Source organism: Bradyrhizobium sp. WSM2254, from assembly GCF_000472645.1.
Classification (GTDB): domain Bacteria; phylum Pseudomonadota; class Alphaproteobacteria; order Rhizobiales; family Xanthobacteraceae; genus Bradyrhizobium; species Bradyrhizobium niftali.
The window spans coordinates 21,297-34,574 of record NZ_KI421445.1 but is presented as its reverse complement, the minus strand read 5'-3'; the positions used below and the strand labels follow the sequence as shown (position 1 = coordinate 34,574).

Genomic DNA, 13,278 nt, shown 5'->3' with positions numbered 1-13,278 from the left:
CCTCAATTCCACGAATATGCGAACTTGTCGTTCTCGATCGAGACCCGCGCTTGCTTGACTTCCTCCTTGGCAAGCGACTTGCTGAGGAATTCGCGCGACAGCTCCGGGAGCAGGGTGTTGGTGATGATGTTGTCAATCATTCGCCCGCCGGAGTCCGGATCGTTGCAACGTGACACAATGTGCTCCACGACGGCGTCATCGTAGCTGAAGGCCGCGTTATGGTTGTCACGGAGGCGTCGTCCGATCCGGTCGAGCTGCAACCGAGCGATCCCGGCGAGCATTTCGTCGGATAGCGGGAAGTACGGTATCGAGACGATGCGTCCGAGCAGCGCTGCAGGAAACACCTTCAGCAATTCCGGCCTCAGCATCTTGGCGAGCTCTTCCGGCTCGCTGCGATACCTTGGATCTCGCGAGAGGCCCATGATCAGATCGGTGCCGACGTTGGTGGTCAGGATGATCAACGTGTTCTTGAAGTCGATCCGCCGCCCGTTGCCGTCCTCCATGGTTCCCTTGTCGAACACCTGAAAGAAGATCTCGTGGACGTCGGGATGAGCTTTCTCCACCTCGTCGAGCAGAATGACGCTATAGGGCTTGCGCCGGACAGCCTCGGTGAGGCGTCCACCTTCTCCATAGCCCACATAGCCGGGAGGCGCTCCCTTCAAGGTCGAGACGGTGTGCGCCTCCTGGAACTCCGACATGTTAATCGTGATCATGTTCTGCTCGCCACCGTAAAGAGTCTCGGCAAGCGCCAGGGCGGTTTCGGTCTTGCCCACTCCGGACGGACCAGCCAGCATGAACACGCCGATCGGTTTCGACGGGTTGTCAAGCTTGGCGCGGCTGGTCTCAATTCGCTTGGCGATCATCGTCAGCCCATGGGACTGTCCAACGACGCGGCGGTTGAGGATCTCCGGTAGCTTCAGCACGGTTTCGATCTCGTCGCGCATCATCCGGCCGACCGGGATGCCAGTCCAATCAGAGACAACGGACGCAACCGACTGCTGGTCCACATGGGCATAGACCATCCGCTTTTCCGGATTGATGCTCTCAAGTGTGTCGAACTTGGCGCGCAGCTCCGCGCGGCTGACGGCCGGATCTTCGCCTTCCTTGGGCCCTGACAGGATCTCCCGAATGCTCCGGATGTCCTTGACGAGCTCCTGCTCTGTGGCCCAATCGGATTCGAGGTTTGTCAGCTTGTCCTTCAGTGCCGCGATGTCGTTGTCGATCGCCGTGATGCGGTCGCTCTCCTCAATCCCAAGATCGCCGTCGCTGACGAGCGCTGATCTCTCAGCTTCACGAGCGGCAATTGCAACGCGTGCATCCTCGATCAGGGCCGGCGTCGCGCTCTGGCTGATGGCCACGCGTGCCGAGGCAGTGTCAAGCAGGCTGACCGCCTTGTCCGGCAACTGCCGTGAAGGAATGTAGCGGTGGGACAGGTTGACCGCTGCGACGATCGCTGCATCCGAGATACGAACGCCGTGGTGCTTTTCCATCGGACCGAGGAGTCCGCGCAGCATGATACAGCAGGTCTCCACGTCGGGTTCATCGATCTGGATCGGCTGGAAGCGTCGTGTGAGCGCGGGATCTTTCTCGATATACTGGCGATATTCTGCCCATGTGGTGGCGGCGATTGTGCGCAGCGTGCCACGCGCAAGGGGAGGTTTCAGGAGATTGGCTGCATCACCGGTGCCGGCCGCGCCGCCGGCGCCGATCAGTGTGTGGGCTTCATCGATGAACAGGATGATGGGGGTGGGTGAGCTCTGGACCTCGTCGATCACCGACCGCAAGCGCTGCTCAAACTCACCCTTCATGGAGGCACCGGCCTGCATCAGGCCGATGTCGAGCGCACAAAGCCTTACACCGCGGAGCGGTGGCGGCACGTCGCCGGCGGCGATACGCTGCGCGAATCCCTCGACAACTGCGGTCTTGCCGACGCCAGCCTCGCCGGTGAGGATTGGATTGTTCTGCCGCCGACGCATCAACACGTCGATCAGTTGGCGGATTTCTTCGTCCCGGCCAAGGATCGGATCCATCTCGCCCGATTTGGCCTTGGCGGTGAGATCCTGGGAGAACCGGTCGAGCGGCGTCGTCCCCTTGGGACCCGCTTGGGCCGCGCCTTCCGTGCCGGCGCCGACCAGGCCCGAACCGTCCATCGGCCGCATGGTCTCCTCATCGGAGCCGGCCCAGACGGCGCGGCGCTCCGCGGCCAGTGCGTCGACGTTGACCTTGGAAAATTCCTGCGAGAGGTTGTTCAGCGTGCGACGAATATCGTTCGATTTCAGGCCTGCCACAAGCAGATGACCGGTACGGATCTGGGTCTCGCCAAAGAAGAGCGTGGCATAATGCCAGCCCCGATCGAGCAGATCGATGACCGAAATGGCGACGCCCGGCATGTCGGTTTCGTTCTTACGAAAGCCATTGATCACGCCGGCAAGGTCCGACAACAAGCGTGCCCGGTCGAGCTTGTAATGATCGACCGAGAGGCTGAGATCGTTGCGTTCCTGCTGCAGGATATGAAACAGCCAGTGCGCAAGCTCGACGTTGCGATTGCCGGCGCTCTTTGCGTGGCGCAGGGCCTGTATGAAGGCATCATAGCCGGCCCGGTTCAGCTTGCCCGTTACAGCTTCAATGCTGATGTCGGTCACGGCGGCTCCTCCTGCTCAATTCCTCCGCGGATGCGTGCCATCACGCAGAAATTGCTTCGAATTCCATAGCATTAGGCGATCAGCGCGATGGATAGGTTCAAACCGCCGCGGCATTGGCTGCGGCACTCCGGCGGGCTCTCAATCGTTCGCCGAGCTGAAAGCGGGCATCGCGGCGATATTCTTCCGTCGAAGTCCAGTTCGGCGAGACCCAGGTGGTCCATCCAAGTCGTCCACTCTGTCCCAGCCTGACCGGTACGACCTCTCCCGCAGGAATGGCGAGCTCGACCTCCCGTTCCAATTCGTCGCCGATATAGAAGAAAACGGCGTCGGCCAGTGGCGCCGACAGGTTGGGTGTTTCGGTCGGCAGGAATTGTTCGTACTGAGCAAAAGTTCTGACAAAGACCCGAACTCTGATCTTGTCCTCGACGCTGAACACACGCGAGCCGAGAAGGGCGTCCTGGCCGAGCCTCGCATGCGTTCCGCCGAGCCGGCTGCAGTGACTTGGGTCGAATGAGAGCCAGGTGCCGACGAATTCGTCGATCTCGACTTTGACGTCGAACAGTCCTTGCAGGAACCGCGTCAACCGTGACGCACACTTCGCCCTGGGCGCGACCAGTCCAGCGAAGCTGAGCTTCGCCATGTCCGGAACCGCATCGCGATCGGCGAAAACATCGGAGCCCAAGCCGGCGAAGGAGCCGACATAGGCAATGAAGCGATCGTCCGCCGGGCGGTCATGCTGCGCGATCGGGCGCGCGTCGGCCCAGGCACGAAAGAAGAGTTGCAGGAAGCGTCCGTTGAGGAGGTCTAGAAAGCGGGGGAAGGCGTCATCCCGCATCAGCCACCAGCTGAGGCTTTCATCGGTGGTGGCAAGGGGCAGGGCGCCCTGCGGGCCGAGGAGGCCGAGAAATTTGACGAGTATCTTGAGCCGGCCACCCTGGTCGTCCACCGCCGCGAGGTTCGAGGCGGGGAACTCCAGATAAGGCACCTGGCCGAGGTCGATATATTCGTCGCGACGCGCAGCACTGTCGCCGATCCGCGGTCGATCCGGGTTGGCGCGCTCGAACTGGCGTAACGTATGGAAGAAATCGAAGCGCCAGGGCTCGGCCTTCATCTGGTCGATCAGCGTCATAGCGGTCTCCGCGTGCCCATGCGCGGTGGCCACCGCATGATCTCGCCGCGCTCCGGCGTCGAGATGACCGTCTGAGTGAAGGTGTTGAAGCCCGAATAGTCGGCGAAGAAGCGCTCCAGCACTGCCCCGAGCAGAAACACGCCGCTGCCCTCAAATGCCTTCTCGTCGAGCGTAACGGTAATCTCCAGGCCCCGTGCGGCGCCGCTACCCGTGCGCTCGCGCACGCGCCGCACGACAGGTCGGCTCTCTATGCTGCGCACGCCGCGGATCTTGCGCTCCGTGGCGTCGTCGAACTGATCGGCGAACAAGGACAGCATCTCGCGCAGCGCTCCGGCGTTCTTGCCGCCACCGCGTTCGACGAGGCCAAGATAGTTGAGGCTGAGCATATTGATAAGCCGCCAGCTGACAATCCCAATGTTGGCGATTTCGCTGCGGCTGCGCAGTTGGGCGATCACCGGCTCGCGTGGTGGCGTGGGACCTGCGACGCACATCAAATCAAGGGAGGTATCGTCAAGCAGACGAAAGTCGGCGCCACCTTGGCCGACCGGTAGGTGCTCGGTGAGATGGCGATTGGAGCAGAGAGCCCGGACGCTCAGTTCGGCGACGGAGCCTTGGCCGCTCAATTCACCGGGCTCGAGCAGTGAGAGGAACATGTCCGTTCCGGTGTAGTCGGAGGAAGAACCGTATGTCTTCTCTTCCACTGTGCGGCGCCGAGGTAAGCGGCGGACGGTAAAATAAAGCCCGTCGACCGATCCGCTGGTCCGGTCGACGGCGGCCGAATAGAGCGGGCGCACGGGCCGTTTATCCTTCTCTGCCGGCAGGTGCGCGTAGACCTCGAGCACCTGGTGCGGTTCGTATTCCAGATAGCGGCTGCGATCTGGCACCACATGGTACTCGTAAGTATTCGACTTGACGGGAATGCGATCGCTCGTTTTCTCGAACAGATTGATCGCCGGCGCAGTATAGAGCCTGAAGGTCTCGGGGCGCACCGAGGCGGCCAGCCGCGAATTGTGTTCATCGAATGCGAAGACAATATCGATCGATTTGCTGCGCAGTCGCGACATCACGCTGCGTAGTCCCGTCAGGTTTATGCCGAGGAACTTGCGTGGAAACATGAAATATTCTCGCAGCAGCTCCGAGCCGCGAAAGATCCGGTTGTCGTTGGGAAACAGTGACTCGTTTTCGTCGAAGCCGATTTGCTGCACGCAGTCATGGGGGGCACGAGTCACCACCGGATCGCCGAAGTCGTCGAGATGCCGGAAGTAGACTCCCCTGCAATTCGAGATCAATTGCTCGTAAAGCGCGATGGCGTCGGATTCCGCGCCTGACAGATAGATCGGAAGTTCGCTCACGCGGCAGCCTGCAAACCAGGTTTCCGGCTTGGTCCGGGCTTCTGCGTCCGACAGCTCCTCGTCAAGCCGGGCCGCACTACGATGGGTCAGCGACAGCCTCAGCCCGGCGATGACGTCGCCGCCGACCGGGATCCCGAGCGCCTGCAGAGTGCCCGCTGTCGAGAAATACTCTGCGCTGGTGACGTCGAACGGCCAGAGCACGATGTCGCGGCAAAGTCGAAATCGGCAGGAAAGGCTTCGTTCTCTCTCGCGGTAGGTCGCGTCGAAATAGGCGCCGCGCGCGATCTTTCTGCCGTCGCGCAGCGCCGGGTCGGCATAGGGTGGCCGTGCGGTGACCAGCATGGCCGATGGTGTCGGCGCAAGATAGTTCGGTACCAGCTGCTCAAGCAGATTTGCAGTGAATTCCGGAAACTCGTGCTTGAGCTTGAGCTGAACGCGGGCGGCAAGAAACGCGGCGCCTTCCAGCAGTCCTGTGATCATCGGGTCCGAGCGGTCCCGGATGAGGCCGCCGAGGCGCTCCGCGATGCCAGGATATTCTTCGGCGAAATCTCCCGCCTGCTCGTACAGCAATGACAGTTCACGATTGTAGAAATCGAGGAATTCGCGATTCATGCTAAAGTCGATTGATCTGGATATCGCCGCTGTCGAGGTCGACGTCGGCGATAAATTCCACGGGGACGTTGAGCGGCTCGGCCTTAAGGTCGGCATGAACGATGAAGCGCAGTTTGAGCTGCTCGGGACCGACGGAGCCGTCGCGGCGGACCCGGATCGTCTTGCGATCGAGCCTTGGTTCGTAGGTTGTTAGCGTCTCGCGCAGGGCGTCGGTGAGTTCGTCGTCCGTAACCTCGTCGATCGAACGGTGGGCGATATCGGGGAAGCCATAGTTCAGGATCGAGGTTCGAACCCTATCCCGCCCGCTCAGATCCAGGGTCGATTCCAGAGCAATGGTATTGAGGAGCGTTTCAAGGTCATGGGAGACCTCCCGCCGCAACAACGTTTCCGAGATCGGAAAGCGGCCTGCGCTGCGCCGCCCGGCAATGATCCGCTCACCGAACTCATCGCGCAGATTGAGCTTCTTGCGCGCATCGCGTGCTTCATGAGCCGAGCGAAAGGCCAGCATCAATGGAGGAGAAAGCCGGTCCCTCTTTGGAGCAATAGTCATTTACGGTCCCCAAGATGGCCGCCCGACTCGCTATTCTATTCCGCGGCGCATCAGCTGGTCTCCAAGATGATGTCGCCTCGACAGGCGGTCGGGCCCACAAAGACGTACGACCGCAATTGCGTCGCCTGGCGCCGGTTCGCGCTTATCGCAACCGGCGCCAGGTAGGGCCGACAATCAGGCCCATTCCTTGTTGGCGGGAACGTCCCAGCCAAACACCGGCGCAGCTCCAGCGCCGCCTTTTTCCGTCTGGGTCTTGTAGGTCATCTTGACCTTCGCGAAGTTCAGACTCACGTTTTCGGTGAGGCGATCTTCACCGTGCGATCCGCCCGTCGATACGCTGGTGACTAGGATGTGCTTCATCTCGATCTTGAGATACTCCAGCGGATTTTCACCCGCTTTGCGGACGGTGAGGATCGCCGTATCAATGTGCTTGCCGTTCGCGCAGACCTTGAAAAGCTCCGGCGTGGCCTTGTCGACGAAGTGTGTAAAGTGGAGATCCTGGACGCTGACCTTGCCGGCGCCGCCGCCCGAACCGCTGTGGAAAGTGCCTGACTGGCTCTCGCCGAAAGACCAGCTCAAAATATCGATTTCGTCCTTGTGCTTGTCGTCCAGCGACTCGCCCTTGATCGGATCGAGTTTCAAGAAGATGTCGACAGCCATAGCGTAGTCCTCTCAAATTTCTGCATGTTTACGGTTGCGATGTCGCGGCGTCAGGAACCGGGGCCGGGCAGGCGTGAAACCAGACTGAGGCCGACGTCCATCGCCTCCAATTGAAAGTGTGGACGAAGAAAGAAGCGCGCGTTGTAATATCCCGGGTTCTCCTCGTTTGCGATGACTTCAACCTTCGCAGCGGCCAGCGGCTTGCGCGCTTTCTGAGCTTCTGACGAGAGGGCTGGGTTGGCATCAACGTATTCGTTGATCCAGGTTTGCAGCCAGATCGTCAGCTCATCCTTCTCCTTCATGGATCCGATCTTGTCGCGAACCATGCACTTCAGATAGTGGGCAAAGCGGGACACTGCGAACATGTAAGGTAGTCGTGACGACAAGTTGTCGGACGCGGTGGCATCCACGCCCTTTTCGCCGAAGTACTTCTTCGGCTTGTAGAGTGACTGGGCGCCGATGAAGGCGGCCTTGTCGGTGTTCTTGCGATGGATCAGCGGGATGAGGCCCGCCTTTGCAAGTTCGTGCTCGCGGCGATCACTGATGGCGATCTCGGTCGGGCATTTCAGGTCGACGCCGCCGTCATCGGTCGGGAATGTGTGCGTCGGCAGGTTGATGACTTCGCCACCGGACTGCACGCCGCGGATGCGCGTGCACCAGCCAAATTCCTTGAAGGCGCGGTTGATGTTGACCGCCATTGCGTAGGCGGCGTTGATCCAGCCGTATTTGTCGCCGGTGTGTCCGTCCGTCTCCTCTTCGAAGGCGAATTCTTCCACGGGCTCCGATTTCGCGCCGTAGGGGAGGCGGCCGAGCGCGCGGGGCATGCACAGGCCGAGATAGCGCGAGTCGTCCTGATCGCGCAGCCCCTTCCATGCGGCATATTCCGGCGTGTCGAACACCTTACCGATGTCGCGAGGGTTGGACAGCTCGGTCCAAGAGTCCATTCCCATCAGCGTCGGCTCGGCGCCGCTGAAGAAGGGAGCGTGCGCGGCGCCGGCGATCTTGCTGAGATCGCGGAGCAACTGTACGTCGGTCGGGAGGTGGCTGAAATAGTAGTCACCGATCAGGCAGCCGAACGGCTCGCCGCCCAGCTGGCCGAATTCATACTCGTAGATCTGCTTGAACAGGGGACTCTGGTCCCAGCGCGCATCGGGGTAAAGCCGCAGATTCCGATACAACTCGGTCTTGGAGACGTTCATCACCCGGATCTTGAGGTTGGCGTCGGTCTCGGAATTGAAGACGAGGTAGTGGAGGCCGCGCCAAGCACTTTCGATTGCCTGGAACTCAGGTGTGTGAAGAATTTCGTTCATTTGCGCGGTCAGCTTCTGGTCGATCCGCGCGATCATCTCCTCGATGGTGTCGAGGACGTCCGACTTGATGACGCTCGTGTCCTTCAACGCCTCTTGAACGAGCGTGGATACCGCGTTTTCGACTTCGGTCGCTGCGCGTTCAGTGCGCGGTTTGAAGCTTTGCTTCAGCAGAGTGGCAAACTCGTCAGCTTCGACGGTCTTGACCTGGGTGGTGCTCTCTTTGTGAACAGCTTCTTTTGCCATGGTCCCCATTCCTTCCTTAGCTCTCGGTGCCAGGTTCGGTCGACTGGCTTGTCGCGCGTTCCCGAAGCGCCGCCATCAGTTGAGGATCGGCGAGAAGTTTTTTGAGCTGGTCCTCGGCGGCCACCTTGCCATCCATGTAGCGCAGCAGGTTGGCGAGTTGTTCGCGCGCCTCGAGCAGCTTGGCAGTAGCCGGCACCTGGCGGGCGACGGCCACCGGCGTGAAGTCTGCCATCTTGTTGAAGCGCAGGTTGACCGAGATCTTTTCGTCGGATCCATCGCTGAGGCGATTGGCGACACGCGCCGTCACGCCGGGCTGGATTGCCGCCATGCGGTTGTCGAAATTGTCCATGTCGAACTCGAGGAACTTGCGCTCCTCGACCTTCGTCTTCTCGACGCCGGGGTTATTGCCGGAGAGGTCGGAGAGGACGCCCATGACGAACGGCAGTTCGATCAGCCGCTCGGCGTCGTAAGGATCTTCGTATGTGATGTGCACGCGTGGTGCGCGGTTTCGCCGAATGAATTTTTGACCGCTGTCTGTAGCCATGGTTCCCTCACTACGAAATCGCATTAGACATCGAAAAAGACATCGAATTTGCGCGACGCAGATTGGCTAGGGCGCTTCAAGTTGCTGCGGTCGGCAAACATCCTTGTGTCCAGTTAGTGCCCTCGAGCGAAAGCTGGGTTCAATGCGATCTGTCGATTGTTTTAAGCGCTCCCTCAGGAAGAACATCATTCAAAAGGCTGAGAAAATCTCGTTGTGCGAGGTCGCGCGCGCGATCGACCAAAAAGGGGATGGGGCTGGACGGCTCCGCGGTTCGGAAAAACGACGCCACCTTCGTCAGCAGGCTTAAGGCCTGCGCCCTGCTTTCTATTGAAAATACAATATCTTGAGCGCTGTCATCGGTCGTCGATGAGAGCGAGGTAGCGAGCTCGGCCATCCGTTCGATCGGCAGGTCGAAGACCTTGTCGCGTCCGATGTTGATCGCAGCGCTCTCCACGTGCGCAGGCACCAGCATCCGCATCACTTCAATGAATGATTTGCCGACCATCTCCTGCGCTTGACGCACCAGTAACAGAGCCGGGTTGGATGGTTCCATTCGGGCGAAATAATCGGCCGCCGCTGCAAGCGCTGCAGATGCCTGTGCGGATGAAGCCACCACCCCGATCGTGTCTGACGGCACCTGTGTATCGACAGGACCGACATCTTCCGCAGTTTCGACAATTGCCGTCGGATCCCGCAACGCAACAAGACCCGCAAGCCAGGCAGCCATCCCGTTAACCAAGCCCGAGAGCCTGTCGAGGCTGATTGGTTGCCCCGAGTTCAACTTCTCACGCCAGGTCGCCTTGATGCCCGCGATTTCAGCCGCGACCGCGGAGCACCGCGCGCTGGCTGTCCTGAGAGTGTCGAGATCCGTCTCGCTGACGATGCGCTCGATGGTCGCGAGATCGAGCCCGTCGGCGTCGGCGTCACCGGCGGGAATTTCGCCCTGGGCGATTTGATAGGCGCGGTAGTTGAGGTTGCCGTGTCTGCGGTTCTCGATCAGGGGAAGGAACTGGAGCGGGTTGATCACGGTCGGAAACACGTCGATTGCTTCGACCGTGACAGCCCGAAGCGCGTAGTCGCCGTCCTCGCCTCTCGGATGCACCGCTTCCCACTGCTCGCGCAGCAGCAAGTTGGTCGCCTTCAGGCAGCAGAGAAAGCCGTCGAGATCGCGGTTGAGAATTGAAAATTTGGCCAGCAGCAGATTTAGGCGCAGATCGCGGGTACGAGCAAGAAGGGGCTGTGCGGCGGCAAATTGGCCGGCAAAATCGACTGCCTTTGGATCGAAGCGTCCACGCTCACCATTGGCATTGACGACCTCGAAGAACGACATTGGCAGCAGGGATTCCGCACCTGCGAAGAAATTCAGATACTGGACGTCTCCGATGGCGTCGAGATCCGGCCCGCAGGGATCGTCAGCGGCAACGGGGTGCGTCAGGGAGGCGACATCAAGCATACGACAATCGTCCATCTGCTCGGTCACGGCCCCGCTGCCGAGCCCGTGGCGACTGCCGGATCGCGGGGGATCCATGATCCGAGTCTATATCCATGGGTCAGATGCCTGCTGGTGTTGGTTCATTCCCGAAGATCATGCCATTTTCGCGTGAACCGGCAAGCTCTTGGAGCCGACTACTTGATGACCGGGGCGGTTCTTTGGACCGCTGTTGTGGAACGTCCGGGGCGGACCTGCCGGCACTGCCGGTGGCGGGCAGGATTTCGGTGGTCCTTGCATAACGTCTGATCAGCTCTTCGCAGCGGGTCATTCGATCGAAGGAGGGAGTTTAAGCCCACATGGGCCAGCTTACTCAGGATACCCGCCTCTGCGAACTCAAGACGCCTCTTGGCAAGGACGTTCTGGTTTTTGCCGGGTTCGAAGGCTCGGAAGGTCTCAGCGAACTGTTCGAGTATCGCATCGAGTGTCTCAGTGAGGATGCCGACCTCGACTTCGATCGTGCCATCGGTCAGCAGTGTACGCTGACCATAAAGCTGCATGAAAAGGAGCGCGAGTTCAGTGGCATTTTGACGGAGGCCCAATGGCTCGGGGTGAAGAACGACTATTTCAGCTACCGGATCGTGCTGAGGCCCTGGTTATGGCTGTTGTCGCGGACAACTGATTGCCGAATATTTCAGGACAAGAAGGCGCCCGACATCATCAAGGAGGTATTCAACGAACGTGGCTTCACCGACTATGAATCCAAACTGACCGAAGAGGGTTCCTGTCCGAAGCTCGAATATTGCGTTCAGTACCGCGAGACCGACATGAATTTCGTGTGCCGGCTGATGGAGCAGCACGGCATCTCCTACTTCTTCAAGCATGAGGGCGGCAAACACACGCTGGTGTTGGCGGACTCCAAATCGTCGCACAGCCCGATCAAAGGTCTTGCTACGATTCCCTACATCCCGCTGACGGGTGCCGATCGTCGAGGCGAGCAGCACATCTATGAATGGGTGTCGGAGCGCCGGTTTCGTACCGGCAAGATCGAACTCAACGACTACAACTACCAGAAGCCAAACGCTCAGTTGATCAGCGATGCCAAGGGCTCCGAGCATTACACTCGGTCGGAGATGGAGTATTACGACTATCCCGGGAAGTTCAAGGAAAAGTCCGACGGCGAGCGCTACGCGAAGATCCAGCTCCAGGCGGAGCAGGCGATGGACCGGCGGCGTCGCGGCAATGGTGACGCGGTCAACCTGTTCCCCGGTGGGCTGACGAAGCTCGAAAAGCACTCCAAGGACTCGCAGAACGTGGAATATCTCGTGGTGCGAGCCACGCACTCGTTCTCGATTGAATCTTACCGCACAGGCGGTCCCAGCGACGCCGGGCAACATGTCTATTTCGGCAGCTATGAGTTTCTGCCGAGCGATCGGCCGTTTCGAGCGCTGATGATGACGCCGAAGCCAAGGATCAACGGCGTCCAAACGGCCAAGGTGGTGACCAAAGACGATAATTCGAACGAGGAAATCGACGTTGAATCGCTAGGCGAAATCTATGTCCGCTTTTTCTGGGATCGGAAGAAGAAGCGGTCGTGCCGGTTGCGCGTGGCTCAGGTTTGGTCTGGCAAGCGCTGGGGCGGTCAGATCATCCCGCGCGTCGGACAGGAAGTGGTTGTCGAATTCCTAGAGGGGGATCCGGACCGGCCCCTGGTGATCGGCACCGTGTACAACGACGAATACAAGCTGCCCTATGATTTGCCGTCGAAGAAGACGGTTGCAGGATTGAAGTCCGACTCCACCAAAGGTGGTGGCGGCTTCAACGAGTGGAACTTCGAGGACAAGAAGGGATCCGAGAAGATCACGGTGCATGCTGAGAAGGACCACGACGTGACGGTCCGCGACACCGAGACACGGACCATCGGCGAAGCTGCATTCGGCGGGGACACCCGCAAAACCACGCTCAAGAAAGGCAATGATAAGCTCGATATCGAATTGGGCGGTCAGCACATCACGCTGGCCATGGACCAGTCTGTCAATGCGGGTATCAGCATCACGCTCACGGCCAATGCCAATATCACCCTACAGGTTGGTCCCAGCCAGATTATCCTGAGCCCGGCGGGCATCGTCATCAACGCGCCGACGATCGCCATGACAGCGCAGGCCGGCATGGCGCTTGCAGCCGGCGGTCCGCTGGTCGCGCACGGCACTCCAACTCTTGTCGGCTGACGGTCATGGGGCAGGTTCGGTTCGGCACGGTACGGGATCTGTTTCAAGCCTATCCCTTGGCGCGTTATGATGTCGGCAAAGCCGATGCCGACAAGCCTTCGCTGGATTTCCTTCAGGAGGCCGCCGATGCCCGCAACTGGCACCAGGCCGTATCTTACTGCGCCTATCTGCTTCCCAGGCGCGTGGCGATCGCCTGGGGATGCCGCTCCCTGCGACGGATGTTCGACCATTTCGACGCCTACGACAGCAGGTCGCTGAATGTTGTGGAGACCTGGGTCCGGCAACCGGACGAGCAGTCCCGGAACAAGGCGCTGGCCGTCGGCAATGCCAACGATCCCGAGCAGCCAGCGACATGGCTGGCGCTGGCGGCCGGCTGGTCCGGCGGAAGCGTGGTTCCTCCGGAATTTGCGCCCGTGGAAGCCAAGCCAGATCAGGCCGCACGGGCGGTGCGTGCAGCGCTGCTGATTGGCCTCTGCCGGCTCCCCCGTGACTCCCGGGACCAGATAATGACGTCATGCCTGGAGGATGGTATTCAATTGGCACGCGGCGAACCGCGCCCTCCGCGCTAACGAGACGATG

General features: G+C 60.2%; 10 protein-coding genes. 2 read left to right on the top strand and 8 right to left on the bottom strand.

The genetic code is table 11. From position 1 onward, the window contains the following. Positions 1-2: 2 nt before the first annotated feature. The 8 genes from tssH to A3M7_RS0139100 all read right to left on the bottom strand — a co-directional run bounded on the left by tssH (position 3) and on the right by A3M7_RS0139100 (position 10,495). The gene (gene tssH, locus A3M7_RS0139135) at positions 3-2,642 is read right to left on the bottom strand and encodes a type VI secretion system ATPase TssH (protein ID WP_027548758.1); all 2,640 of its coding nucleotides are present in this window, start codon (positions 2,640-2,642) and stop codon (positions 3-5) included. 97 nt (positions 2,643-2,739) lie between these two features. Then, positions 2,740-3,804 carry a type VI secretion system baseplate subunit TssG gene (gene tssG, locus A3M7_RS0139130; protein ID WP_027548757.1) on the bottom strand — a complete coding sequence of 355 codons (1,065 nt, stop codon included), beginning with the start codon at positions 3,802-3,804 and terminating at the stop codon, positions 2,740-2,742. After that, complete coding sequence (gene tssF, locus A3M7_RS0139125) at positions 3,768-5,735, bottom strand: type VI secretion system baseplate subunit TssF (protein WP_027548756.1); 1,968 nt, start codon at positions 5,733-5,735, stop codon at positions 3,768-3,770. The genes tssG and tssF overlap by 37 nt, the downstream gene beginning before the upstream one ends. 1 nt (position 5,736) lies before the next feature. Further along, a complete protein-coding gene (gene tssE / locus A3M7_RS0139120; protein WP_027548755.1) occupies positions 5,737-6,285 on the bottom strand; it encodes a type VI secretion system baseplate subunit TssE in 549 nt (182 codons plus the stop codon). Positions 6,286-6,459: 174 nt separating this feature from the next. Then, on the bottom strand, positions 6,460-6,945 hold the full coding sequence (locus A3M7_RS0139115; protein WP_011086373.1) for a type VI secretion system tube protein Hcp: 486 nt from the start codon (positions 6,943-6,945) through the stop codon (positions 6,460-6,462). A gap of 50 nt (positions 6,946-6,995) precedes the next feature. Then, complete coding sequence (gene tssC / locus A3M7_RS0139110) at positions 6,996-8,498, bottom strand: type VI secretion system contractile sheath large subunit (RefSeq protein WP_027548754.1); 1,503 nt, start codon at positions 8,496-8,498, stop codon at positions 6,996-6,998. A gap of 16 nt (positions 8,499-8,514) precedes the next feature. Further along, positions 8,515-9,042 carry a type VI secretion system contractile sheath small subunit gene (gene tssB, locus A3M7_RS0139105; protein WP_027548753.1) on the bottom strand — a complete coding sequence of 176 codons (528 nt, stop codon included), beginning with the start codon at positions 9,040-9,042 and terminating at the stop codon, positions 8,515-8,517. Between the two features lie 139 nt (positions 9,043-9,181). Then, positions 9,182-10,495 (bottom strand): ImpA family type VI secretion system protein, encoded by a 1,314-nt coding sequence (locus A3M7_RS0139100; protein WP_027548752.1) that lies wholly within the window; start codon positions 10,493-10,495, stop codon positions 9,182-9,184. Between the two features lie 335 nt (positions 10,496-10,830). Between A3M7_RS0139100 and A3M7_RS0139095 the strand changes: the two genes are divergently transcribed. Continuing rightward, on the top strand, positions 10,831-12,699 hold the full coding sequence (locus tag A3M7_RS0139095) for a type VI secretion system Vgr family protein (RefSeq protein ID WP_027548751.1): 1,869 nt from the start codon (positions 10,831-10,833) through the stop codon (positions 12,697-12,699). Positions 12,700-12,704: 5 nt separating this feature from the next. After that, on the top strand, positions 12,705-13,268 hold the full coding sequence (locus A3M7_RS0139090; RefSeq protein ID WP_027548750.1) for a hypothetical protein: 564 nt from the start codon (positions 12,705-12,707) through the stop codon (positions 13,266-13,268). Positions 13,269-13,278 lie beyond the last annotated feature (10 nt).